This is a genomic window from Polaromonas sp. DSP2-3-2b2 (genome assembly GCF_049895905.1).
GTDB lineage: Bacteria > Pseudomonadota > Gammaproteobacteria > Burkholderiales > Burkholderiaceae_C > Polaromonas.
The window spans coordinates 155,891-180,092 of sequence record NZ_JAFCTH010000006.1 but is presented as its reverse complement, the minus strand read 5'-3'; the positions used below and the strand labels follow the sequence as shown (position 1 = coordinate 180,092).

Below are 24,202 nucleotides of genomic sequence, written 5' to 3'. Positions count from 1 at the left end.
GCTGTATCGAGCTTGAGGCCGCTGTGAGTGCTGGGGCTGGCCGCCTGACGTGTGAGACGTGGCGACGTGCAACCCGCACCAGAGAAGCGATTACGGGGCTGGTTTCGCGTGGTGTGATGGGCTTGAATGAGGGCTGGCTGTGGCTGAACTGAATAACCGAAGTTCGCCGTTTTCGCCGTTTTCGGTGAATTCCGTAACCGAAGTTCTCCTCCCCCCATATAGGGGGGAGAAAGTTCGGTGATTCCGGGGATGGTTGCCATGATTGATTTATTCCGCCTGGAGCAACAGACCCAGCCCAGCCCCAACGCCCGATAGTTTCCTGAAATTTAAGGAGTCCCCAAGGCCCGCCACTGAGCGGGCTTTGTCGTTTATGGGCTTTGCTGGTAACAGTGGAAAAACAGAGCGCACAGCCAGCGCAAGGGCCAGCCGGTACGCTGGTATCAATTCGGGGCTGGCGCTGCACCACGGGCCGCATGACAAGGCTACGACCTGAGAAAACCTGAGATTGCAACTTCAGAAAACTACAGGTTGCAAGCTAACAAAAACTAGCATTGGACTGCTAGGGAAAACTAGGGTTGCAGCCGAAGACGCGCAATAAACAAGTGAAAAATACTGAGGCTGTGAACTCAAATCAAGGTTAAACAAACCTCAGAAAACCAGATATTGGCCGTCAGCCTGGCGCGGCTTGAATCTTGAAAACAATCAAACCAATTCAAAGTGAGGCCCTTTAAAAAAGGCGAAATACGGCACAGTGCCCAAAAGTGCCCAGCCGGGCATTGAAAAACAATCAACCAATCAAAGCGCGTTCACCGCTGCACCCTGGCTGATAAAGCCGAACCGGGCCGGGCGCAAGGTACGCACGAAGGCCGCGCCGAACCGCAAGGTTTGTGCAAGGGTTTAAAACTCACGTTGCCGCCGTCATTGAAAAACAATCAAGCGAATTCAAAGCCCGCCGCGTTCGGGTTTTCTTTTGGCTGGTGCTGAGTGGCTACATGCTGGCTACACGGTACAAAACCCGGTACCGGTGGCTACATGGTGGCTACATGAGGAATTGAAGGCACAAATTAAAAAGCCCCGTGCTATCAATTAAGTAGCTACAGGGCTAGTGCCTATAAGGCATTCGGCTGGTGGGTTCTGCGAGATTCGAACTCGCGACCTACGGATTAAGAGTCCGCTGCTCTACCAGCTGAGCTAAGAACCCAAAAAATTTGGTGGGACGTGCGGGGGTCGAACCCACGACAAACGGATTAAAAGTCCGCTGCTCTACCAACTGAGCTAACGTCCCAAGATTTTCATCTTGATAGTGATGCATGTTTGCAGCACAGCCTCAAATTATAACGTTCTTTAATGCCTTTTTTGGATCAACCCGCAATTTTGTTAAGTACCCATCCGGCAGCACACATTCCAAAAGTTGAAGTGACGGTGACCACGGAACCATAACCATGGCAATTCAAGCTTCCATCAGATTGTGTTGGCAACAATGCGGACATGCTCTTGTTTCCCGCAATGTTCTTGGAAAGCTCTGAGGCACCTTCTGCAACTGAAGGCTTCGTGATCGGTTCGCGGCTAAAGACGCACATCATTTTCATCTTGCCAGTCCGGGCTGCCCCGTAATCCTTGCGCAAGCGGGATCGAATTTGGGCTAGCAAAGGGTCGTGTGTTACCGCCGACAGGTCTTCAATATCTACCAGATGGGCAAGCCGCTTGCCACCAGCCGCCCCAACGCTGACAAAACAGGCTTTATTCTTCAGCGCCCATGCTGCCAGCGCAGTCTTGGCCTTTACTTGGTCACAGGCATCAATGAAAGCCGTAATATGATCATCAGTCTGGAGATCAAAAGAAACAAGTTCGGGCCAGTTTTCCGCATCGACAAACTCCTCGATGCAATCAACCCGGCATGCCGGAGTGATATGCGCAATACGCTCTCGCATGGCTTGCACTTTGGACTGTCCCAATGTGGTGTCAAGCGCATGAACCTGTCGATTGATGTTGGACTCCGCAATATGGTCCAGGTCAATCAGTGTCAGACGGGCCACACCGCTACGTGCTAGGGCCTCGGCCGCCCAAGAGCCGACGCCGCCCAAGCCCACTACGACGACATGTGCTTTCCGGATACGCGCGGCGCCGGTGACCCCGTACAGACGCGCAAGCCCTCCAAAGCGGCGCTCAAGGTCCGTGGCAAACAAATCGGGCTGGTTCATCTTTTTTGTAACTTCTTAGGTCCGGCGTCTGGGTGACGCAAGACTGCATGGAACTGCCGGCGATACAAGGCACAGGGCAAGGCGATCCCCAAAAAACTGAGCTGTTACTTGAGCTTCACAAGTCGCTCCTTGGCAGCGGATGCAGCCTCGGACTGTGGGTAGGAAGTAACAAGCTCTTCCAGGGTTTTACGTGCAGCCTTTGCATCTTTGAGATCGACCTGGCAGTTGGCCATTGACAAAAGAGCTTCAGGCGCCCGAGGATGCTGAGGGTCGGAAGTTGCAAGCATACGAAAGTTTCCTGCAGCCGATTTGTAGTCACGCAAGGCATACTGCGCATTGGCCAACCAGAACAAGGATGATGACTTGTAGCCGCTGCGCGGATAACGCTTGATGAAAGCCGTGTAAGCCACCTGCGCAGCGGCAAAATCACCTTTTCGAAGATTGGCGAGGGCAGCTTCGAATTCCTGCTTCTCAGCAGGCTCTGCCTCAAAATCGCGTCCATCTATGGACACCTTGCCAGGCTCGACCTTTCGCAGACGCTCTTCCACGCCTTGGGCTACGTCCTTTTGTGAGCGCTGAACATCGGAAACGCTGCGAGTCAACTGTTCGTTTTGCCCGCGCAACACAGCCATTTCGTTACGCAAAGATTCGATTTGATTGGACAGGTCTAGCAAACTTCGTCGAAGCTGCGCATTTTCCTCGCTGCCTCTACGAAGCTCTTCAACAGTACGCAGTTGTGAAGCTTCAACTTTTTGCCGTAAATCAAGAATGGCCCGGCGGGCGTCATCATCTTCAAACAAAGCTGCGCTGACGTTAAATGCCAGCATGCACGCCACGACCGCGCAAAAAACTTTGGGTATCTTCACTGTCAGAACGCTTAGTTAACGGTAATTAAGTTCAGCACGACGATTTCGTGCCATTGATTCCTGATCGAATCCGGCAACAGCAGGCTTTTCCTTGCCGAAACTGACTGCTTCAACCTGGGAATCGGTGACACCCAGCAAACCGAGCGCACGACGCACGGCTTCAGCACGCTTTTGCCCCAAGGCCAGGTTGTACTCCCTGCCGCCACTTTCGTCGGTATGCCCCTCGATGGCCATGCGGCGAGACTTGTTGCCCGTCAGGTATCTTGCGTGCGCTTCGATGACGCTCTGGAATTCAGGCTTGACCACAAAACTGTCGAAATCAAAGTAAATTATTTTGGCTGTATTCGCTGGACCTGCAGCCGAAACATCCGAAGCGCCAATCTGCACGGGTGCAACGCCTCTGGCCGCAGCCGCTGCGGCATCGGCATCGGCCTGCGACGAACTGGCTGATCTGTCTTCGACTGGAACGTCTTGCAGTTTGACATTGGAGCCACAAGCCGCCAGTGCGGTTACGAGGACAAGATACGAGATGATGGAAGAAAAAAAGCGCTTCATTTATTACCCCTGCTAAACAAAATTGATCCGGAATTATTGCCTATCGCTGAAATGGTCCCCAGTCCGGCTCGCGGATGTCACCGCCTGCGCCTGACAGACGCGCTTTTATCTTGCCGTCAAGCGTCGTGGTCATTAACGCCTCTTTGCCCTGTTGCTGCGTTGCATAAACAATCAACCGGCTATTTGGAGCAAAGCTAGGAGATTCATCCGCAGAGGTATCCGTAATAGCCGTAGTTGTTCCACTCGCGAGTTCCATGACATGCAGTTTGAACCCGCCACCGACTCTAGAGACAAATGCCAGCCATCGACCGTCAGAGCTGAGGGCTGGTGAGATGTTGTAGCTGCCAGTGAACGTCACCCGGTCGGCACTTCCGCCTGCCGGACTCATGCGGTAAATCTGCGGAGAGCCGCCCCGGTCGCTGACAAAATAGATCGAACGCCCATCGGGGGAAAATGCCGGCTCGGTGTCAATGCTCGACGACTGAGTCAAGCGCTTGGGATCTCCGCCATTGAGACCCAGGGAATAAATTTGCGAACCGCCTGCTTGGCTGAGGGTTGCGACAAGATGGCTGCCATCGGGCGACCAAGCGGGTGCGCTGTTCGATCCGCGAAAGTTTGCGAGCAGGCGGCGCCTTCCCGTTGCAAGCTCGTGTGAGTAAATCACTGGCTTGCGCGACTCGAAAGACACGTACGCCAATTGAGTGCCGTTGGGCGACCAGGCAGGGGAAATGATGGGCTCGGGACTCGCCAAGGCTGACTGCGCGCTTTCCCCGTCCGAATCTGCAACCCATAGCGTATGGCGCTGGCCGGCCTTCGTCACATAGGCAATCCGCGTCGAGAAAATGCCTTTTTCGCCGGTCAGCTTTTCATACACAAAATCAGAAACACGATGCGCCGAAAGACGCAGGTCGGATTTTGCGACAGTGTAGCTCTGGCCGCCCAAATCCTGCTCGCGCACGACATCCCACAAACGAAGACGGACTTCAAATCGACCGTCAGCAAGCGGTGAAACACTGCCAGTCACCATGGAATCAGCACCCTTTTGGCGCCAACTGGCCAGATCGGGACGGGTGTTTTCATCGGCCACGACACTCGCAGCGTCAACGCCGCGAAACATGCCGCTGCGTTCTAGGTCAGCCTTGACAATGCTGCCAATTTTTTGCGGTGACTGCGCCTCGCCTCTGAAGGGCGCAATAGCGATCGGTAGCTGTGTCATGCCCACACCCGATACTTCAACTCGAAACTGGGCGAACGCCGGCAGGGGCAAGAGCGTGCCTGCTGCCAACAGGCCGAAAACAGTTCGGCGATTCAAGGGCGGTGTAGTGCGCATAGATCTGATTTTTATCAATGTAATTGGGTCAGTTTGACAGTTGCCGGCGTGTCGAGTTCCCGGCAGCCCTTTTCAGCAAAGATGAGATGGGTCTTCGTTCGCGCCATGACGCGGTCTTTATTATCCGATTCCTTGTCGCGCTTGCTTTCGGGATGCCAGAGGTGGAAAACCTCGGTCGCCAGGAATCCATTTTTCCTTTGTATGCCAAGATGACTAAGCCGCAGCACAAAATCGGCATCTTCATGGCCCCAGCCTTCGAAAGATTCATCGAATCCATTGACACTCAGGAAATCCCGCTTCCACACACCTAGGTTACAGCCCCGGATACCGCTCCACTTGAAGGTCTTTTTTACCCTGAACAAGTGCTTGGGCCAAACAAGGAGATGCAATATTTTGTTGCAATCTCCGCGCAGCCTTGCACGCAGCCAGTAAAGCGCAGACTGGCTGGGTAGATCAAGCCCTTTATTGATCATATCGGCCGTAAGGCGCTGGCTCAAAAGCACCCGGCTACCGTTTACAAAATAGCCTGCCTCGGCCAAGCGCTCGTGTTGCGCGACAAAAGTACTGTTCGGAATGCAATCTCCGTCAAGGAAAACCAGATATTCACCTGTCGCATGGCTTGCAGCCAGGTTTCTGGCTCGCGCGATGGTAAAGCCAATATCCGGGTGCCATACATGAAGGACAGGGCACTGAAACATAGGGCAGCGGTCCAACAGCAGTTGCACCTGCTCACGTCGCGACCCATCGTCGGCAATCACTACCTGATGGTCCTGATTGCACTGGCGAGCCAATGATTGTAAAACTGCCAGCAATGCGTCTGTACGGTTGTAGGTCAGGACGATGAAACTGATTTTCATGGCGACTCAGTCGGAGCCTTTCGATCCAGCAAAAGCAACCATAGCTTCAAGTATCGGTAGTAAGTTCCTTCGGCGTTGGAGATAGCCAGCGCAAGCCCCATCCAGCCGTCAAGAAATCCCATCTGCAAGAAATAGGTTCGAAAAAATGCCCACAAGCCATGGCCCAGCGCCTTGGGAAACGAGGATGACCTGCCCTTGCTCAGCAAGCGCTGGGCGCCTGCACTGGAGTAGCGATCAACCTTGTCCAAGACCGTTTCAAAGTCTGGAAAGCTTTCATGCAGCAACTGACCGCGCAACTGGCCGACCCGGCCTTTCACAACAAGCTTTTCATGGATGATTTCATCGGAAAAGCGGGCCGCTCCACGCCGGAAAAGCCGCGTCACAGGATCTGGATACCAGCCTGAGTGATGGATGTACTGGCCGCAGTAACTCGAAAGCCGCGCAAAACAATAAGCATCCACCACGGGATTCGCAAGGACTTGCTGAATTTCGGCCTGCAGTTCGGCGCTTAGGCGCTCGTCGGCATCGATTGACAGCACCCAGTCGGCATTGGCAAGAGCCAGGGCATGGTTTTTTTGAATGCCAAACCCCTGCCAGTGGCTGTTGAAGCTGACCTCGGCACCCAGACCGCAGGCAAGCTCAGCCGTTTGATCCGTGCTTCCGGAATCGAGGACCACGATCTGATCGGCAAACTGAACCGAGCGCAGGCAGGCCTCAATGTTGCGGGCTTCATTTTGTGTGATCACGATGACCGACAAGCTTGTCAACAAACACCTTTTTCAGTTCAGCCTAGCTACAGTTCAGCAACGCGGGCAGTTGGCTCAAAAACGCAAAGCATAGCAGACCATAGAGCAAATACGCTTTGCAGGCAGCCGTTGAGAATCGCCGATAATCCGGGCAAATCCTCTCGGCCCCAAACCTAATTTGTTAAAAAACACAATCAATTTTCGGCTTGCCGTCATTTGCCTGGCAGCAGCATGCGTCGGACTGTCGATGGTTCTCATCAGCATTTCGAAGCTTTTCCTCGTGGTACTCGGGTTGTACGTCCTGATTTTTGCGAAGCGCTCCCCAACCTCAGACAGCCCGCTAAAGGGCCTGAACACACCACTTGCAGTCGTTCTGGCCCTTGCTGCATTTGCATTGAGTCTTTTCTGGACCGTGGCGCCACCAGCTGATGCGTTGGGCTCGCTAATCAAGTACGGCAAGCTGCTCCTGATCGTCCTGATGGTGTTCCTCATTCGTGACCGACGCGAGGCAATTTATGCCTTGGGTTCGTTTGCTGCGGCGCAGACTTTCCTGCTGGCAAGTTCCTGGATGCTGTTCGCGCAGTTGCCTGTTCCATGGGCAACTTCCCGCAGCGCCTTGACGGACTATGCAGTGTTTTCAAGCTACCTTGACGAAGGCATCATGAGTGGCGTCTTTGCTGCAATTTGCTGGCATCTGCGCGGACACGCTCCCGGGCGGTTTGGCCGAAAGCTTGCAATCTGCATCGCATTGGTGGCACTGGCCAATGTCTTTTTTGTGCTCAAGGGTCGCAGCGGCTACGTAATTTCGATTGCGCTGATATCAATCGCCATCATGTGGGAGTTGCCAAAAAAATACCGCGCGGTCATTGTCTTGCTGCCATTCCTGCTGGGCGCCGGCCTCTTTATCACGTCCAGCCAGATCAGGGACAGGCTGACCCTGGTTCAAACCGAAGTATCGGCCTACTCTGAAACGCACAAGGCCGATACATCGGCCGGAATACGGCTAAACCTGTGGATCACGGCGTTAGAAGCCATCGGCGAACATCCAGCGGCAGGTTCAGGCATTGGAAGCTGGAGCACACAGTTCAACCGGCTTGAACGAGAGAGAGATCCGGCCCACGTCGATATTGCCGGCAACGGCAATCCGCACCAGGAATTTCTCCTCTGGGGGGTGCAGCTTGGCATTCCGGGCATTCTTCTCTTTATTTTTCTGCTGTTTTCACTGTGGCGAGACACCTTAAAGCTGGCGCCGCCGTGTGCTCGTGCAGCGCAGTCAACAGTCCTGGCACTGGCTCTGGCCTGCCTTTTCAACTCTTCTATCTACGACGGGAAGATAGGAGAGTTTTTTTGCATCCTGATCGGCTTGCTGCTTGCCCTGGGCCATCAAAAAACCGCTGACCAGCCAACTGCCATCCACCCATACAAGCAGCCTGCGTGACCAAGCCCTCTCCCAAAAAAATCGTGTCCCTGGCCCCAAAACAGACGTTGCTGCGCAGGCTGGCGCGCGTCTGGCCTTATTTCAGCGGCTCGCGGGCAGGTTGGGCGCTCGCCATTGGCGCCACCATCGTCGCCTCGGCGACCGAGCCTTTTGTGCCCGCATTGCTCAAACCCTTGCTGGATCGGGGCTTCCAGCAAGATGACCTGAATCTCTGGCTGGTACCCGTCACGCTGATGCTGCTGTTCATCATCCGGGGGCTTTCGGGATTTCTGGCGCAGTTCGCATTGGCCAAGGTGACCAACGATGGTTTGCTGGAACTGCGCAAAGCCATGTTTGGCAAGCTGCTCAGTGCCCGGCTAAGCCTGTTTTCCGACCAAAGTTCCAGCATGATTGCCAACACGGTCGTGTATGAAGTATTCAATGGCTCGTCAGCACTGATCAATGCGGTGATGCGGCTGGCGCGGGACGTGCTGACGCTGCTGGCCCTCATTGGCTACCTGGTCTACCTGAACTGGAAGCTCACTCTGATTGTCGGTTTTCTGTTTCCTGCAGTCGCCCTGGTCATTCAGGTCCTGTCCAAACGCCTATACCGCCTGACCAAAGAGAGCCAGACAGCCACGGACAGCCTGGCCTATGTGGTGGAAGAAAATGTCATGGCGCATCGGGATGTTCGCCTGCATGGCGCCCAGGCCTCGCAGGCCACGCGTTTTGACCATCTAAGCCGTTCGCTGCGCGGCCTGTCGATGAAGTCAACGGCCGCCTATGCCGGCATGAGCGCCATCACACAGGTGCTTGCCGCCATGGCGCTTTCGGCCGTGATTTCGATCGCGCTGATGCAAAGCGCGGAAAACACGACGACAGTGGGGGGTTTCGTGGCTTTCGTCACCGCCATGCTGCTGCTGATCGCCCCCATCAAAAGCCTGTCGGACGCTGCCACACCCATCACCCGAGGGCTTGCGGCTGTGGAGCGCGGCCTGGACCTCATGGAGTTGACCCCGGACGAAACCAGCGGCCATTTTGTCAAGGCAAGAGCCGTTGGCGACATTGAATTTTCGGGTGTCAGCGTTGCGTACAAGGCAGATGCGGTGCCAGTGCTTCAGAGCTTCAACCTGTCCATTTCTGCTGGAGAAACACTTGCCATCGTGGGAGCTTCGGGTTCCGGCAAGACGACCCTGGTGAACCTGCTGCCCCGTTTTGTCGAAATCACGGAAGGTCGCATCACGCTCGATGGCGAGGAGATTCGCGGTTGGGACCTGGCGTGCCTGCGTTCGCAGTTTGCGGTGGTCAGCCAGCATGTGGTGATGCTCAACAGCAGCATTGCCGACAACGTGGCCCTTGGGCAGCCGGTCGATGCGGCCCGGGTCAGTGACTGCCTCGAAGCCGCAAACCTGGCATCCTTGCTGGCCGGACTACCCGAAGGCCTGGACACCGTGCTGGGCCACAATGCGATGCAGTTGTCGGGCGGCCAGCGCCAGCGGCTGGCCATCGCACGCGCGCTCTACAAGGACGCGCCAATCCTGATCCTTGATGAAGCCACCTCGGCGCTAGACACCGAATCAGAAATTGCTGTGCAGGGGGCTATCCGGCGGCTAACCACGGGGCGTACTTCGCTGGTCATAGCGCACCGACTGTCCACCATCCAGAATGCTGACCGCATCATCATGATGGATGCAGGGCGGATCATCGAATCAGGCACGCACAAGGAGTTGCTGGCCATGAATGGTGCTTTTGCCCATCTTCACCGTTTGGGTTTTCAATCCTCCTGAGTGGTTCCAGCGTGGCCGATAGCGGCTTGAAGGCTGGAACCCAGAGGCATCAGCAAATGCAATCCAAGCCAGGTTAGTCGACCAGCTTGGCCTGCTGCCTGGTAAAGGCAGCCATATCGGAATGAAAGTCGCTGTCCCCGCCACGGGTGGCCTGCTGATCGACAGGCGCGTCGGGCAGTTCGCCCAGAAACAATTCACGCAGCGCACTGGCGTCAGGCACGTTGAAGGCACTCGTCACGATGTAGGCAATGCCGCAATCGAGCAGCAGTGCCTCTTTCAGTTCACGGCTGGCCTTGCTGCCTTCATGCTTGCCGAGCACATCCACGCAACCGGCGACCTTGCCGTCCAGGGTGCAGATGGTGAAGGTCGTGTAAAGCCCGCCGAGCATTTCCAGCCATTGATCGCTTTTAAGGCGCCGCTCGGTCTGGGTTGTGGCGTTGCTTGCCGACTTCGGCATGGGCGGTTCGCGCAATTGGGTGAAGCGCAGGATGGGCGTCTTCGCCATGACCGCATGGTCATGAAAAACGCTCCTCAGCGAATGCCATACTTCCTGCTCATGGCTGCTGAGAATGGGTCGCCCCCTCAATGGCCACAAGCCCGGCAACGGCAAAACCAGCTTGTTGCCGACCTTGCGCCGGCCCGGCCAAACGGCCCATAGCCAGGCACCCGACAGCATCCCGACCAGCAGACTCAATACCGATACCATGACTGGCCATTCACTCAAGATAACTTCCCCTGGGTTGCACTGTTTGCCTGGTCAGCGGGTTGCCGACACCGAGGCGCGTTCCAGTGTCAATACTGGAACTTAACCACATTGCATCATGAACGAGATGTCGGCGAACGGCAATCGGATTCCTTGAGTTTCAAGCGCCGTGCTGCCGTCTTTGCTGCGCACAGCCTTGACCGGCTGCACGGCCACCACACCGTTCCAGAAACTTTATAAGTTCCCGTGATCAAAATCCATCGACCGGCATGGCTCTTGCACGCGTTAACATTGCCAGCGTCATTTTCAGCACTCCTTTCCATGACAGTTCCCGCCAACCTTTACTTTTACCCATTCAAGCTCATCATGAATCTCCCGTACAGAATTTCGGCTGCTGCCGCCAACCCTTGGATGGCACCAGGCATGCGCTTGCGGGTAGAACGCAGAAATCGAACAGACATCGCGGCCCTCGTGCTGCGCGTTCGCTGAACGCCGGCCGGATTCGTTATGGAGCAAGTTCTCTGGTTCGGCTGGTTTCGAGCCGACATCGTTTCCCAATACGCCGGCCTGTTCTGGCGCGGCCTGCAAATGACCATTGCCGTCACGCTGATCTGCATCGTGCAGGGCACGGCGCTGGGCCTGGCCGTTGGCCTGGCGCGCGTCGCTGAAGCGCGCCATGCGCCAGCAAAGCAATTGTGCAAATACCTGCTGCAGTGGCCGGCAGCGGTGTATGTCAGCTTTTTCCGGGGCACGCCGCTGTTCGTGCAGATTTTGCTGATCCACTTCGCCTTGCTGCCGCTGTTCATCAACCCGACAGACGGCCTGCTGATTTCAGGCGAATCGGCACGTGACCTGAAGCAAAACTACGGCGCCTTCCTGTCGGGCGTGGTGGCTTTGACGCTCAATTCCGGCGCGTATATCTCGGAGATTTTCCGGGCTGGCATCCAGTCCATCGACAAAGGCCAGGTGGAGGCATCACGCTCGCTGGGCATGTCTTTTCCCCGGACCATGTACCACATCGTGCTGCCGCAAGCTTTTCGCCGGATGCTGCCGCCGCTGGGCAACAACGCGATTTCGCTGCTCAAGGACTCTTCGCTGATCTCGGCAATTGGCCTGGCCGAACTGGCCTATGCGGCGCGCACCGTGGCGGGCGCCTATTCGCGCTATTGGGAGCCTTATCTCACGATTTCGCTCATGTATTGGGTACTCACGCTCGGCCTGGCCTATGGCGTGAAACGACTGGAGGCACGTTATGGACGAGGTGATTCGCGTTAAGGGCCTGACCAAAGTGTTTGGCAAGCTGGCGGTATTGCGCGGCATTGACTGCGCCATCAAGGCGACCGAGGTGGTGTGCGTGATCGGCCCGTCGGGCTCGGGCAAGAGCACGTTTCTTCGCTGCCTCAATGGCCTGGAGGATGCCTCGGGCGGCGAGGTGCTGGTGCATGGCGTGTCGGTGCATGAGCCCAAGACCGATGTCGATGCGCTGCGTTCCGAAATCGGCATGGTGTTTCAGCGCTTCAACCTGTTCCCGCACAAGACCGTGCTGGAAAACATCACCCTGGCGCCGTCCAAGGTTCGCGGCCTCACGCATGCCCAGGCTCGGGTTCGCGCCTGCGAGTTGCTGGACAAGGTCGGGCTGTTGGAGAAGATCGAAGCCTACCCCAGCCAGTTGTCCGGCGGACAGCAGCAGCGGGTGGCGATTGCCCGGGCGCTGGCGATGCAGCCGCGCATCATGCTGTTCGACGAACCTACTTCCGCGCTGGACCCCGAAATGGTCGGCGAAGTGCTGGCGGTCATGCAGGCCCTGGCCGAGGAAGGCATGACCATGGTGGTGGTGACCCATGAAATGGGCTTTGCCCGCCAGGTGGCCGACCGGGTGGTGTTCATCGATGAAGGCGTGATCGTTGAAGAGGGAACGCCGGCGGCGATTTTCGACACGCCGCAGCAAGACCGCACACGCCGCTTCCTGAGCAAGGTGCTGTAAACGCGTCACGCCGTTGAAAATTAATGATCAAAACTGCCTCTTGCGCTTATCCCACGGGCGCAAGCAGCTATGATTAAAATAGCAGTTTGACCTGCGGCGGGGTTCAGCGCCTGCGCAGCGGATCGAGCAGATGCGACAGCCCGTTGTGGTCGATTTCCTGCATCAGCGCCAGCAGGCGGCCGATTTCTCCCTTCGGGAAGCCTTCGCGGGCAAACCAGTTCAGGTAGTTTCCCGGAAGGTCGGCAATCGGCGTGCCCTTGTATTTTCCGAAGGGCATGACGCGCGTCAGCAGCAGCGGCAGGTCGTCGGGCGTCATCTTCAGCCGCCTGCCCTTTTGGCGGCGAAGCCCTGTTTGGCCAAGGCCTGCATCACCTGCTCGCAGTGGTCGCCCTGCACTTCTATTACCCCGTCCTTGACCGTTCCGCCCGAGCCGCAGGCAGCCTTGAGCTGCTTGCCCAGGAGCACCAGCGCCGGCTCGCCGAGCGCCAGGCCCGTCACCAGCGTAACGGTCTTTCCACCGCGCCCCTTGGTGCTTCGGGAAACGCGCGCCACGCCGTCGGATTTGGGCAGCGCTTTTGAAAGCTTGCAGATGCAGGCGGATGCCGGCTGGCGGCAATCGGGGCACATGCGTCCGGCGTCGGTTGAATAGACGAGGCCTGTGGCTGATAACGCTTTTTTCATGATCGGAAAGTTGCTGGATGCACGCCGCCGGTCTTCAGGCAATTCGCTGGCTGAAGGAAAACACCGGCTTCAGGCATTTCAATTGTTGGTGATGGTGGAGGTATGGCAGGCGGCCCGGAGGATTCGCCTGTAGGAGTCGGGCTCGACATCGCGAAACTGCATCATGCTGGGTTCCGTCTGCGGGTACACCTGCCGCAGGAAAGGCTCACCCTTCCAAACAGGCAGGCGGTAGTAGTCTATCGACAGGTAGCGGGCCACATTCTGGGGGCAATCAAAAAGAACGTCGGAGACAAAGGAGCGGTAGGCAACGCCGTCGCAATTGACGCATTCTTGCGAACGGCTCACCCGCACCCGCATGATGCGCGTCTCGCCGGTGATGGAAACGGGGGTCGGGTCCACCTCGATGGTGTTGACGCTTTCATCGACTGCATCGCCCATGACATTGAACCATTGCGCCCCGGCCTGCGCCAGCGTGCAACACCACAGGCAGCACACCATCATTAAATTTTTCATGTACAGATCACCCGAATTTTCAGGTGTTTCAGGTTGAACCCGAGCCCGATGGATTACGCGAAAAGACAGGAAGCTGGCTGGCTTCAAACCATCTGCAATGGAACAATTATGAATCCGCAGTGCACCAGCTCATCCGTAATAGGGTAACCCGCCAGCAGGTTTCAGACGAATCAACTGATTGCCGATCGCAGCATCGGCAAATGCTGAACGCCATGCCCCGCGATCCTGGCGGTCTGGCGTTCAGCGCTGGCCGGGCCGGTCACTGTAGGGATAGGCCGGGTCATCGGGGTTTTCCCGAAGGGTTTGCGGCGCACGCTCCGCAGGGCGCGGCCGCCGTCCCTCGGGCGGCAACAGTTCATACGCCCTGGGCATGGCCTGGCCTTCTTGCGGCAGCCGCTGGCGGTCTTGCGCACGCATGTCGCCGGACTCGTCCGGGTAGGACTGGTCGTCCCTGAAAACCGGACCTGCCGGCCCGGCGTCGTCAGGCGGTATGTCACCGTTTTGAACGCCGCCTTCGTCTGCCTGCAGCGGCTCCACATCTTCTGGATTGCTCCATCGGTTGGCAGGCCGCGAGGATTTGGGTGCGTCAAACAGCAGCGCAGCATCCAGCACCTTGGCCCGCAGGGCCTGCTGGAAGAATTCGCCGACCATCGGCAAAGCGCTGCGGGCGCCCGGCCCCCAGCCATTGCCCATGGTGATGCGGTTGTCGTTAAAACCAACCCAGGCGCCCGCCACCAACTGCGGATGCATCAGGATGAACCAGCCGTCGGTGTTGTCCTGCGTGGTGCCGGTCTTTCCCGCCACATCGGCCTGAATGCCGAACTGGCTGCGGATGCCGGTGCCCGTTCCCTGGTCGATCACGCCGCGCAGGGTGTCGAGCAGGGTTTGCGCCACCTCGGCGGGCATGGCCAGCTCGGGTACCTGAGGCGCGAAGGCTTCCAACACCTTGCCGTTGCGGTCTTCGATTTGCGTGACCAGGACCGGCTCGATGAAGTTGCCGCCATTGGCAATCGTGCCGTAGGCCGCCACCATTTCCTTCAAGGTCACCGGGCTGGTTCCCAGCGCCAGCGACAGCACTTCTTCCAGCTGGCTGTCGCGCACGCCCATCGACCGGGCCAATGTGGCGACATGCGCCGGCCCGACCTGCTGCATGACCTGGGCAGTGATGGTGTTCTTGGAATACATCAGCCCCTGGCGCAGGCTCATGGTGGCGCCGCTCGGGCCGCCGCCATCGCCGGGCCGCCAGAAAGCGCCGTTGCCCAACGGTATGGCCACGGCCTGGTCGACAAAGGTATCGGTCGGCTTGGCGCCGTCCTCAAACGCAGCGCCATAGACAAAAGGCTTGAAGGTCGAACCGGGCTGGCGGCGCGCCTGCTGCACATGGTCGAACTGGTCCTGCGCAAAATCGCGGCTGCCCACCCAGGCCCGCACCTGCCCGCTCTGCGGGTCCAGCGCCATGAAGCCGGCCTGCAGGCGCGTCTTGCCGTCATGCAGCTTTTGCATGAAACCGGTGTCGGCCAGCAGTTGCTGCAGCGCCAGCTCCGGCGTCTGGCCGGACTCCAGCGCGGCCTTGTAGTCGGGCGTGGCCCGCACAAAGGACTGCACCAGGTTTTTTCGCGCCTTCCAGCCGGCGTTCAGGCCCCACGCCGCGCTGGCTTGCCGCTGCAGCTTGTCGGCATGGCGCGTCACCGCCTTGGTAGCCATGTCCTGCAGGCGCGAATCGATCGTGGTGCGCACCACCAGCCCGTCGGCATAAATGTTGTAGCTGTTGCGGTCGGCCCATTCGATCAGCCAGCGCCTGAGCTGCTGGGCCAGATGCGGTGCCGAACCCAGCGGCTCGGTCTGCCGCTCGAAATCAATTTTCAGCGGCCGTTTCTGCAGACCGGTCAGGCTGGCTTCAGGCAGCGTGCCGTTTTTCACCATCTGCGCGAGCACGATGTTGCGGCGCTGCACCGACCGCTCGGGGTTTTGCACCGGGTTGTAATAGCTGGTGCCCTTGAGCATGCCGACCAGCGTGGCACCTTCCAGCACGTCGAGCTGGCCGGCCGACTTGTCGAAATAAGTGCGCGCCGCCATCTCGATGCCGTGCGCGTTGTAGAGAAACGGCACGGTGTTGAGATAAGTTTCCAGTATCTCGTCCTTGGTGTAGACCGACTCGATCTTCAGGGCGGTGACGGCCTCGCGGATCTTGCGGCTCAAGCTGGCCGCACGGCCGATCTCGTCGGGAAACAGGTTGCGCGCCAGCTGCTGCGTGATGGTTGAGCCGCCCTGCAGGTCGCCCGTGACGCTCTGGAACAGCGCCGAAGCCGTGCGCCTCAGATCCATGCCGTGGTGCTGGTAAAACCGCCGGTCCTCGGTGGCGATCAGCGCGTCGATGACCTTGGGCGAAATGTCGGCCAGATTGACCCATTCACGGTTCGCCTGCCGGAACACGGCCAGTTCCTGGCCGTCAAGCGACATCAGCACCGAGGCTTTCTCGGATTTGACCTTGCGCAGGTCGGAAATGCTGGGCGTGAACGGAACCTGGACCAGCGCGTAAAGCAGCAATAAAACCGGCAAGGCCAGCGCAACCCAGGCCAACTCGCGCCGGGTCAGACGACGCAGCCGGCCGAGAAGCGAGGCGGCAAATGGCTGGAAGCGGGGCAGGAGCGTTTTCATGGCCGCGATTTTAGTGTCGCGTCACACGACACTCGGGCGGTGCCGGCCGGCACGCTTTTGCGCGCAGCCCCCAAGTCAAACGGGTCAGCGGCGCTGCGCGGCGTTCATGAGCTGTTCCAGCATCGACGTTCCGCGGTTGAGCACCTCGTCGCCGTCATCGGGCACGCCGCCCTGAGGCGTCAGCTGGTTCACGATTTCCGGCAGGATTTGCGCCATACTTGAAGAAACCTCTTCCTGGCTGACACCGAGCTGCTGCGACATGCGCGAAAGCTCCTCCGTGCCCATCAGCTCATTGACCGCCTGCGGCTGCAATTCCTCGTTTTCGCCGGTGGATACCCAGGATGCGGCCTGCTGGCTGTAACCCTGGTTGCGGAAACGCTCCAGCACCCCGCCAATGCCGCCATTGCGCTGCACCCATTGCATGGCCAGCGGCAGCAGCAGGAGCATCAGCGCGCCGCCCTTGTTTCCCATGCCCGAGCCGCTTTGGCCCTGGCCCTGATCCCTACCCAAACCGCCCAGGTCTGCAGGCCGATTCCCGCCCTGCCCCGCGCCGCCGCCCATGAGTCCGCCGAGCAAGTCACCCAAGCCGCCGGAGGCGCCTCCTGACTGCCGCGCGCCGCCACCCATCAGCCCGCCCAGCAGGTCACCGAGCCCGCCGCCGCCCATCGGGCTTTGCTGGCCAGCCCGGGCATTGCCCAGCACGCTGCCCAAGATCTGCCCCAGGAAATCATTCGCCATTGCATGCTCCCATTCGTTTGTAAAAGGTAGAACGTTAAACGCGCGTGGTGCGCCCCAGCGTAGGCAAAGGCCGCATGGCAGGCATGCCGGATGCTTTTTTCAGCTGCCTGCGGCACGCGCTGAATTGGTAACAAAACACATTGTCACGCGGGTAAACACCCATCCCCGTTAGTCTTTAATTTTTGCGGTTTGCATTTTGGGCAAACCGCATCTTTTTTCAACACCCTTGAAAGTCCTTATGAACCGTTTCAGTCCCCGCACGAAATCCCCGGCGATGTCCCGCTCCGGCACCATCGCCATTGCCGCTGCCATCAGCGCAGCCGCCACCGCCGCGTGGGTTGGAGCCCGGGCGCGCCGGGCCGAGCGCGACAACCCGCCCGCTGGCGACTTCATCGACATCGACGGCGCTGACCTGCACTATGTCGAGCGCGGCGAAGGCCCGCCGGTGGTGCTGATTCATGGCAATGCCGTGACGCATGCGGACTTCATCGCCAGCGGCCTGATGGACCGGCTGGCTAGACGGCACCGCGTGATTGCCTTTGACCGGCCCGGTTTTGGCCACAGCAGCCGGCCGCGCGACCGGCTCTGGACGCCAGCGGCGCAGGCCGACCTGCTGCGCGCGGCGCTGGAACGACTTGGCATTGAGCGGCCGGTCGTCGTCGGCCACTCGATGGGCACGATGGTGGCGATGGCCATGGCGCTGAACTTTCCGCAAAACGTGCGCAGCCTGGTGCTGGTGGGCGGCTACTTCTACCCCAGCTTTCGCGTCGATGCCTTCCTGACCGCGCCGGTCGCCCTGCCGGTGCTGGGCGATGTGATGCGCTACACGGTCACGGCGTTGTCAAGCCGGCTCATGCTCAAGAAAATGGCCCAGGCCATGTTTGCGCCCAGGGAGCTGCCAGACAATTTCTTCCCGATCGTCTCGCGCGAGATGATGCTGCGGCCGGTGCAGCTGCGCGCCAATGCCGAGGATGCGGCCTTCATGGTGCCGGCGGCCAATACGATGTCCAAACGCTACGGCGAACTCGTCCTGCCGGTCACGCTGATTGCCGGAGAAGATGACGTGGTGGTTGATCCGAAAGCCCAGTCGGTCCGGCTGCACGATGAACTGCCGCACAGCGAGCTGTTTCTCGCACCCGGCGTCGGCCACATGGCGCATTACGCCGCGCTGGACCGGGTGGTGAACGCCATCGACACGCCACTGCATGCGGCGTCGCTCGATCACTTCACCAGCATGACCCAGGACGACCTGACGCTGGGATTGCAACCGGACATGAGCTGCCGATGAAGCATGCGATCCGCTACTAAATTCATAGCTGCTTGCACTCACTGGTCGTGCGAAAAAAGCATATTTGATGCTTGAGAGTCTGTTTGCGGGTTAAAACGAATGTGCACCAGCACCCTGGCGTCAGTCTTTCAACAGCCGCTCGCGCCGCCGCAGCACCCAGGCAAAGTACACGCCTTCCAGCGCCATCACCGCGCCGCCCAGCGCAATCACCGCGCCGGTCCCGATGCGGTCGATCAGGCTGGCGGCCAGCACCACGCCAATCGACTGGCCCAGGAACAGCGACGAGGAAAACAGCGACACCGCCGTGCCGCGCGCATGTGGCGCCATCTGCGTGGCGTTGGCCTGCATGGTGTTGTGGAACATGAAAAAGCCAAAGCCCGCCAGCAGGCTGGCCGGAAGCGCCGGCCCCCAGTGTGGCGAGTAGGCCAGCACCAGCGCGGACACGCCCACGATGCCGCCGCCGAACAGCACCAGCCCCTGCTGGCCGAAGCGGCGGATCAGGTGGCGGCCGACCGCCATGTAAAGCATGCCGCCCAGGCCGAACAGCGCCACGATGGCGCCAGCCAGCGACAGCGACAGGCTCAGTGAGCGGTGCAGGTGCGAAGCCCAGATCGCCAGCACGCCAAAGCCGGCAGCGCCCTCGACCAGCGCCATCAGCAAAATGATGCGCGACCAGGGGCCGGTCACGATCAGCAGCGCCTGCGTGACGAAGCCCAGGCGCGGCGCTGACTGGGCAGGCGCCTCGGCCTTCGCAGCCGGTGCGCGCTGCCGGCGCAGGTCCAGCCACAGTAGCGAACCCACGACGCCGAACAGCACCGTCATGAACACGAAAGCCCAGCGCCAGCCCAGCGCATCGGTCAGCAATCCGCCGACCAGCTGGCCGCCGACGATGCCCAGGGTGCTGCCCAGCCCGGTGCGCGTCAGCATTTCCTGGAGCTGGTCTGACGGCACCGCGTCGCCGACCCAGGCCATCGACAGCGGAATCAAGGCGGCGGCGCCCAGCGCCATCAGCAGGCGCGCAAACACCAGCATGTCCAGCGAGCCGGCCGCCACCGCCAGCGCGCTGCCAATGCTGCAGCCGAGCGTGGCAAAGGTGATCACGCGAAACTTGCCGATGCGGTCGCCCAACGGGCCGTAGAAAAGCTGCGCCGCGCCGTAGGTGATGGCAAACACCGACACCACCTGCGCCGCCTGCCCCAAGCCGACCGCGAACACGCGCGACAGCTCGGGCAGCATGGCGTCGCAGATGCGCTGCGCGGCCATGCTGGCGAAGGTGGCGAATGACAGCAGCAAGATGGTGCGGCGCGTGGCCGGGCTGATGGCCGGCGCCATCGTTGAAGCGCTTGATGACATGAACGGAACTTGCGCTGGCGGCTATTGCAGCTGCCGCAAGATCCTGCCGAACAGGCCATTGACAATGTCGGCCAGCGGATCGTTGCGCTGCTGCTGGGGCGGCAGTGGCGGTGGCGGCCGCCTGCGCGGTATGTCGAACTCGGCGTTCTGGTCCAGCCAGCGGTTGCGAAACGCGCCCTGGAACACATCGCCCACCATGGGCAAAGCGCTGCGTGCGCCCTGCCCCCAGTTGCCCATCGTCGCGCTGTTGTCGTTGAAGCCGACCCGGGCGCCGGCCACGAGTTGCGGATTCATCATGATGAACCAGCCGTCGGTGTTGTCCTGCGTGGTGCCGGTCTTGCCGGCCAGGTCGGCCTGGATACCGTAGCGCTGGCGAATCGCGCTGCCGGTGCCCTGGTCGATCACGCCGCGCATCACATCCACCAGCGTCAAGGAGTCGGCGCGTGGCATGGCCGGCGTCGCCTCCCTGACCGGCGTGAAGGTTTCCAGCAGATTGCCCTGGTGGTCTTCGACACTGGCCACCAGCACCGGCAGCATGTAGTGGCCGCCATTGGCAATGCTGCCGTAGGCGGCGACCATTTCCAGCAGCGTGACCGGACTGGTGCCCAGCGCGAGCGAAGGCACCACATCGAGCTTGCTCTGGCGCACGCCCAGGGCCTGGGCCAGCTGGCTGACGCTGGCCGGGCCGATTTTCTGCACCAGCTGGGCGGTGATGGTGTTCTTCGAATACACCAGGCCGTCGCGCAGCGTGGTGGGCTGGCCGGTGGGCGGCGTGGAATCGCTGGGCGTCCACACGTCGCCGCCGCCCGAGTCAATCGCGATCGGCTGGTCGATGAAGGCAAACGACGGGCTCAGCCCTTGCATGAAGGCCGCGCCGTAGACGAAAGGCTTGAAGGTCGAGCCGGGCTGGCGGCGCGCCTGGCTGACGTGGTCGAACTGCTCTTGCGCGAAATCCCGGCTGCCGACCCAGGCGCGCACCGCGCCGCTGCGCGGGTCGAGCGCCAGAAAGCCGGCCTGCAGCATGGCGCGCTCGGCGCCGGCCTTGCGCTGGCCGTCGGCCAGCTTTTGCAGTTGCGCCAGCTGCCGCGCCACCGCCTGGTTGGCCAGTTTCTGGATGTTGGCGTCAATCGTGGTGCGCACCCGCAGCCCGTCGGCATGGATGTCATAGCCCTTGCTGTCGGCCCACGCAATCAGCCATTTGCGCAGGTGCTGGGCGACGTGGGGGGCAATGCCCAGGGGTTCGACCTGGCGTTCAAAGTCCAGCCGCAGCGGCCGCTTTTCCAGCGCGTCGAGCCGGGCTTGAGCGAGCTTGCCATGCTTGACCATCTGCGCCAGCACCAGGTTGCGGCGCTTGAGGGCGCGGTCGGGGTTGAGCACCGGGTTGTAGTAGCTGGTGCCCTTGAGCATGCCGATCAAGGTGGCGCTTTCCAGCACGTCGAGCCTGTCGGCCGACTTGTCGAAATAGGTGCGCGCCGCCATCTCGATGCCAAAGGCGTTGTAGAGAAAAGGCACGGTGTTGAGGTAGGTTTCCAGGATTTCGTCCTTGGAATACACCGACTCGATCTTCAGCGCGGTGATCGCCTCCTTGACCTTGCGGGTGATGGTGGCGGCGCGGCCGATTTCCTCGGGGTACAGGTTGCGCGCCAGTTGCTGCGTAATGGTCGAGCCGCCCTGCAGCTCGCCCGTCAGGGTGCTCAGCAGCGCGCCAAAGGTGCGCCGAAAGTCGATGCCGTGGTGCTGGTAAAAGCGGTGGTCTTCGGTGCTGATCAGCGCATTGACGACATGCGGCGAAATCTTGTCGAGCGTGACCCAGCGCCGGTTGCTGCGCCGGTACTCGGCCAGCACCGAGCCGTTGGATGCCAGCAGCACCGACGGCGTTTCGGACTTGGCCTTGCGCAGGTCGCCGATGCCCGGCGTGAACGGAATCAGCACCAGCACGTAAAGCAGCATCAGCGCCGGAAGCGCCAGGGCGGCCCGGACGGGATATTGCTTGACAAGGCTGGCAAGGCGGTGGAATTGCACGCGGGCAAAGGCGGCGGCGCGCTGGAGGATGGGAGGCATGGGGCAGAGTTTAAAGCGGCGCGCTCAAGCAGGCGCCAGGGAGCAAGCGGGGCCGACGGCTTCGCGCAATTCAGTGCCGGCCGAATTTTTATCCTGATATTCAGGCAAAAAATGCCTCTTGCGCTTGGTAGGCATGCGCTTGCAGCTATTTATTCAATAGCAACTCCATGCGGATCAGCGCGCTGCCGGCACCACCCATCGTCGGCGGTTTAATTCCGGCTGCGGCCTTGGCCTACAGGCTGGGCGCAGCGAAAGCGTTACGGTCGATCCATCAACCACCATTCAGGAGACAAGCATGACAACCCGACCCGGCGTGGAGCCCGATCGCATCGACATGAACGACCCGGCGGCCTGCGCGCAATGGGCGAAAAAGCTAGACACCACCGAGCAGCAGTTGCGCGATGCGGTGGATGCGGTGGGCGACAGGGCCGCCGACGTGGAAATGCACCTCAAGGGCAGCCACAGCACCACGAATGCGGACCGCATGAACGAGCTTGGCGATAGCTGAGCCTGGCGCCGCACCACGACCAGCCCAGGCGCGCCAGGAATCGGCGCTTCAAGCAGTTGCATGCCAAAGCGATGGCCCCGGTGCAGCACCAGCGAAGCGGCCCTGACCAGCCCGAACCATGCCACCGCCACCAGCGGCACTGGCTCCCTCACCCTCCATGAGCGTGAGCGTCGTTGAGCCCCGCAAAACGATGCTTCCATTCACCGGCTGCCCGAAGCCGCTGCCCACTAGCAGGCCCATTAATAATGCACAGGGCTTCAACGCCCTGCAGCGAATGGAAAAAGATTGCCAAGGAGTCCATCAGGCTCCTGTTGCCAGGTTGGCATGGCGCGAGCACAGCGGATCCTGCATGCTCCCAATCAAAAAAATGAAAATCGCCATCGCATTATCTGTGGCCGAATAAATGCTTGATCTATCAATGCATTCAAAATTTTCATCATGAAATACACAACCTTGATTTTTAAAAAATATCAAATTAAATAACAAAAATATTAAATGTTTTTGTTTTTGTTTTTGTTTTTGTTTTTAAACATTCGTTAACTGCGTTTAACATGTATCAAGCTTAGTTACTTTTGTTTCAATGCAGTTTACCCATTTTCACTTGATCTCTTCATCTAGAATAAAATTCTTAATTAAGCGTCAAGTTTGAAATCAGTATCTATAAGTTATTTCTGATTCTTTTCGAAAGGTAATTAATGCATATAAAAGCTAAATCCATAACAACCAACCTCAGCCTTACCGTTTTTTGTATTTCAATGTTGTATGGATGTGGTGGAGGCGACAATGGTGCAAGCCTGACGGTTCCAGATTCTGTCCAGCCATCGGCCCCCGCGCTGGCCGCAGCCACAACGCTGGAGGACGGTACCGGCGTCGGCAAAATAACTTTCGCGAAAGGCGCAACTGCTTCCGGCGGGCTAGGGCAGGACGTTCTGGGTCTTGCGTGTGAAAAGCCAGTTAAATCGTCTCCAGCCTATGGCTATACGCATTTAAGTCTCGTAGTGGACGGCCAGCAGGTTGCGATTCCAGAAGACATCGGCCTAGTTGCCCAAGGCAGCACCGGTATCACTGATACGACCTTGAGAAAAGTCGGCTGCTATTACCCGCTCACGACGACGGATACCAGCGGCAAGATTCGCACAAAATCCGGCGGCGCGACTCCCTACACGCTGGGTCAGTTCTTTGCACTGTGGGGGCAACCGCTCTCCACAGCCAATGTGGCAGGTTATGCCGGAAAACCCGTCAAGGTATTCATCCGGGATGGCAGCACACTAACTGAATATACTGGCGCACTGGATGCATTGCCGCTGACCGGAAACCGCGAAATCACAATCCAGATCGGTTCGGCAATCAATCCGATTCCAAATTTTCAATGGAAAAATCCGCCTGCGCTGTCCACCACATCGCTGATCGTTAATCGAGGAGTGTTTGGACCCGCACTGATCGGCCAAGGCGGCTTGGAAGACAACCGGTCCAATGGCCGCGGCGGACAAGGGCAGCCGGTGGATGGGCTATCGTGCTACGGACCGCGAAACCAGTCGACATTGGAATATGTCTATCACGCCCATACGCATCTGGCCATCTACAAGGACGGTGTGCGGCTGGCCATTCCCCAGCTGATCGGTGTCGTTGGGGATGACGAAGTCTTCAGCACAACCTGCTTTTATCCGATTCATACGCACGATGCCAACGGCACGCTTCATATTGAACCCCTTAACTACGACCGGGTGACGCTGGGACAGTTCTTCAACATATGGGGACAGCCGCTCACCCGTACAAATGTTGCCGGTCAACTCAATACGCCGGTCGTTGTTTATGTCCGGGATGGCGGCAATCTGCGCGTATACCAGGGCGACCCAGCCGCCATCGAATTGAAATCGTACAGATCGATCGTCATACAGCTGGGCACCCCGCTCAATGAGGTTCCTTCTTTCGAGCTGGCAGATGAAGCCAATTGAA

23 protein-coding genes and 2 tRNA genes are annotated in these 24,202 nt (G+C 59.2%); 8 read left to right on the top strand and 17 right to left on the bottom strand.

Annotated features, from left to right (window positions below; translation table 11 throughout):
* Positions 1-1,125: 1,125 nt before the first annotated feature.
* From ACP7AD_RS07850 to ACP7AD_RS07810, 9 genes are all read right to left on the bottom strand, one after another.
* Positions 1,126-1,201 (bottom strand) — tRNA-Lys (locus ACP7AD_RS07850).
* An 8-nt stretch (positions 1,202-1,209) separates the two neighbouring features.
* Positions 1,210-1,285, bottom strand: a tRNA-Lys gene (locus tag ACP7AD_RS07845).
* Between the two features lie 76 nt (positions 1,286-1,361).
* Entirely contained in the window at positions 1,362-2,201 is an 840-nt protein-coding gene (locus ACP7AD_RS07840; protein WP_426148229.1) for a tRNA threonylcarbamoyladenosine dehydratase, read from the bottom strand.
* Positions 2,202-2,305: 104 nt separating this feature from the next.
* Positions 2,306-3,028 (bottom strand): tol-pal system protein YbgF, encoded by a 723-nt coding sequence (gene ybgF / locus ACP7AD_RS07835; RefSeq protein ID WP_426148233.1) that lies wholly within the window; start codon positions 3,026-3,028, stop codon positions 2,306-2,308.
* 54 nt (positions 3,029-3,082) lie between these two features.
* Positions 3,083-3,622 carry a peptidoglycan-associated lipoprotein Pal gene (gene pal / locus ACP7AD_RS07830; protein ID WP_426148228.1) on the bottom strand — a complete coding sequence of 180 codons (540 nt, stop codon included), beginning with the start codon at positions 3,620-3,622 and terminating at the stop codon, positions 3,083-3,085.
* 40 nt (positions 3,623-3,662) lie between these two features.
* A complete protein-coding gene (tolB, locus tag ACP7AD_RS07825) occupies positions 3,663-4,952 on the bottom strand; it encodes a Tol-Pal system beta propeller repeat protein TolB (RefSeq protein WP_426148227.1) in 1,290 nt (429 codons plus the stop codon).
* Positions 4,953-4,966: 14 nt separating this feature from the next.
* Entirely contained in the window at positions 4,967-5,809 is an 843-nt protein-coding gene (locus tag ACP7AD_RS07820) for a glycosyltransferase family 2 protein (protein WP_426148226.1), read from the bottom strand.
* Positions 5,806-6,576, bottom strand: a complete 771-nt coding sequence (locus tag ACP7AD_RS07815) for a glycosyltransferase family 2 protein (RefSeq protein ID WP_426148225.1) — start codon at positions 6,574-6,576, stop codon at positions 5,806-5,808. Before ACP7AD_RS07815 ends, ACP7AD_RS07820 begins: the two co-directional genes overlap by 4 nt.
* A 54-nt stretch (positions 6,577-6,630) precedes the next feature.
* A complete protein-coding gene (locus ACP7AD_RS07810) occupies positions 6,631-6,813 on the bottom strand; it encodes a hypothetical protein (protein ID WP_426148224.1) in 183 nt (60 codons plus the stop codon).
* Here ACP7AD_RS07810 and ACP7AD_RS07805 point away from each other — a divergent pair.
* Both ACP7AD_RS07805 and msbA read left to right on the top strand, forming a co-directional pair.
* Positions 6,803-7,993 (top strand): O-antigen ligase family protein, encoded by a 1,191-nt coding sequence (locus ACP7AD_RS07805; RefSeq protein ID WP_426148223.1) that lies wholly within the window; start codon positions 6,803-6,805, stop codon positions 7,991-7,993. The two genes, ACP7AD_RS07810 and ACP7AD_RS07805, sit on opposite strands and share 11 nt — an antisense overlap.
* Positions 7,990-9,759 carry a lipid A export permease/ATP-binding protein MsbA gene (gene msbA, locus ACP7AD_RS07800; protein WP_426148222.1) on the top strand — a complete coding sequence of 590 codons (1,770 nt, stop codon included), beginning with the start codon at positions 7,990-7,992 and terminating at the stop codon, positions 9,757-9,759. Before ACP7AD_RS07805 ends, msbA begins: the two co-directional genes overlap by 4 nt.
* Positions 9,760-9,832: 73 nt before the next feature.
* Here the strand turns inward: msbA and ACP7AD_RS07795 are convergent, their stop codons facing one another.
* A complete protein-coding gene (locus ACP7AD_RS07795) occupies positions 9,833-10,264 on the bottom strand; it encodes a hypothetical protein (protein WP_426166069.1) in 432 nt (143 codons plus the stop codon).
* Positions 10,265-10,969: 705 nt separating this feature from the next.
* Between ACP7AD_RS07795 and ACP7AD_RS07790 the strand changes: the two genes are divergently transcribed.
* Positions 10,970-11,737 carry an amino acid ABC transporter permease gene (locus ACP7AD_RS07790; RefSeq protein ID WP_426148220.1) on the top strand — a complete coding sequence of 256 codons (768 nt, stop codon included), beginning with the start codon at positions 10,970-10,972 and terminating at the stop codon, positions 11,735-11,737.
* On the top strand, positions 11,715-12,446 hold the full coding sequence (locus tag ACP7AD_RS07785; RefSeq protein WP_426148219.1) for an amino acid ABC transporter ATP-binding protein: 732 nt from the start codon (positions 11,715-11,717) through the stop codon (positions 12,444-12,446). The genes ACP7AD_RS07790 and ACP7AD_RS07785 overlap by 23 nt, the downstream gene beginning before the upstream one ends.
* A gap of 103 nt (positions 12,447-12,549) precedes the next feature.
* On the opposite strand, the gene ACP7AD_RS07780 is transcribed toward ACP7AD_RS07785, so the two are convergent.
* From ACP7AD_RS07780 to ACP7AD_RS07760, 5 genes are all read right to left on the bottom strand, one after another.
* On the bottom strand, positions 12,550-12,762 hold the full coding sequence (locus ACP7AD_RS07780) for a DUF3820 family protein (protein ID WP_029524564.1): 213 nt from the start codon (positions 12,760-12,762) through the stop codon (positions 12,550-12,552).
* A gap of 2 nt (positions 12,763-12,764) precedes the next feature.
* Positions 12,765-13,127: a translation initiation factor Sui1 gene (locus ACP7AD_RS07775; RefSeq protein WP_426148218.1), complete on the bottom strand. Its 363-nt coding sequence runs from the start codon at positions 13,125-13,127 to the stop codon at positions 12,765-12,767.
* A gap of 78 nt (positions 13,128-13,205) precedes the next feature.
* Positions 13,206-13,640: a surface-adhesin E family protein gene (locus tag ACP7AD_RS07770; protein ID WP_426148217.1), complete on the bottom strand. Its 435-nt coding sequence runs from the start codon at positions 13,638-13,640 to the stop codon at positions 13,206-13,208.
* 240 nt (positions 13,641-13,880) lie between these two features.
* Positions 13,881-16,298, bottom strand: coding sequence for a penicillin-binding protein 1A (locus ACP7AD_RS07765; RefSeq protein ID WP_426148216.1), 2,418 nt, complete (start codon positions 16,296-16,298; stop codon positions 13,881-13,883).
* Positions 16,299-16,382: 84 nt separating this feature from the next.
* Positions 16,383-17,036, bottom strand: a complete 654-nt coding sequence (locus ACP7AD_RS07760) for a YidB family protein (RefSeq protein ID WP_426148215.1) — start codon at positions 17,034-17,036, stop codon at positions 16,383-16,385.
* A gap of 238 nt (positions 17,037-17,274) precedes the next feature.
* Here ACP7AD_RS07760 and ACP7AD_RS07755 point away from each other — a divergent pair, with 238 nt between their 5' ends.
* Positions 17,275-18,324 (top strand): alpha/beta fold hydrolase, encoded by a 1,050-nt coding sequence (locus tag ACP7AD_RS07755; RefSeq protein ID WP_426148214.1) that lies wholly within the window; start codon positions 17,275-17,277, stop codon positions 18,322-18,324.
* 120 nt (positions 18,325-18,444) lie between these two features.
* Here ACP7AD_RS07755 and ACP7AD_RS07750 read toward each other — a convergent pair whose 3' ends face one another.
* Both ACP7AD_RS07750 and ACP7AD_RS07745 read right to left on the bottom strand, forming a co-directional pair.
* Positions 18,445-19,677: an MFS transporter gene (locus ACP7AD_RS07750; protein ID WP_426148213.1), complete on the bottom strand. Its 1,233-nt coding sequence runs from the start codon at positions 19,675-19,677 to the stop codon at positions 18,445-18,447.
* A gap of 21 nt (positions 19,678-19,698) precedes the next feature.
* On the bottom strand, positions 19,699-21,738 hold the full coding sequence (locus tag ACP7AD_RS07745) for a penicillin-binding protein 1A (protein WP_426148212.1): 2,040 nt from the start codon (positions 21,736-21,738) through the stop codon (positions 19,699-19,701).
* 295 nt (positions 21,739-22,033) lie between these two features.
* On the opposite strand from ACP7AD_RS07745, the gene ACP7AD_RS07740 reads away from it, so the two are divergent.
* The 3 genes from ACP7AD_RS07740 (at position 22,034) to ACP7AD_RS07730 (ending at position 24,201) form a co-directional block, all read left to right on the top strand.
* Complete coding sequence (locus ACP7AD_RS07740) at positions 22,034-22,246, top strand: DUF3606 domain-containing protein (RefSeq protein WP_426148211.1); 213 nt, start codon at positions 22,034-22,036, stop codon at positions 22,244-22,246.
* 157 nt (positions 22,247-22,403) lie between these two features.
* Positions 22,404-22,649 carry a hypothetical protein gene (locus ACP7AD_RS07735; RefSeq protein WP_426148210.1) on the top strand — a complete coding sequence of 82 codons (246 nt, stop codon included), beginning with the start codon at positions 22,404-22,406 and terminating at the stop codon, positions 22,647-22,649.
* 292 nt (positions 22,650-22,941) lie between these two features.
* A complete protein-coding gene (locus tag ACP7AD_RS07730; protein ID WP_426148209.1) occupies positions 22,942-24,201 on the top strand; it encodes a hypothetical protein in 1,260 nt (419 codons plus the stop codon).
* Position 24,202 lies beyond the last annotated feature (1 nt).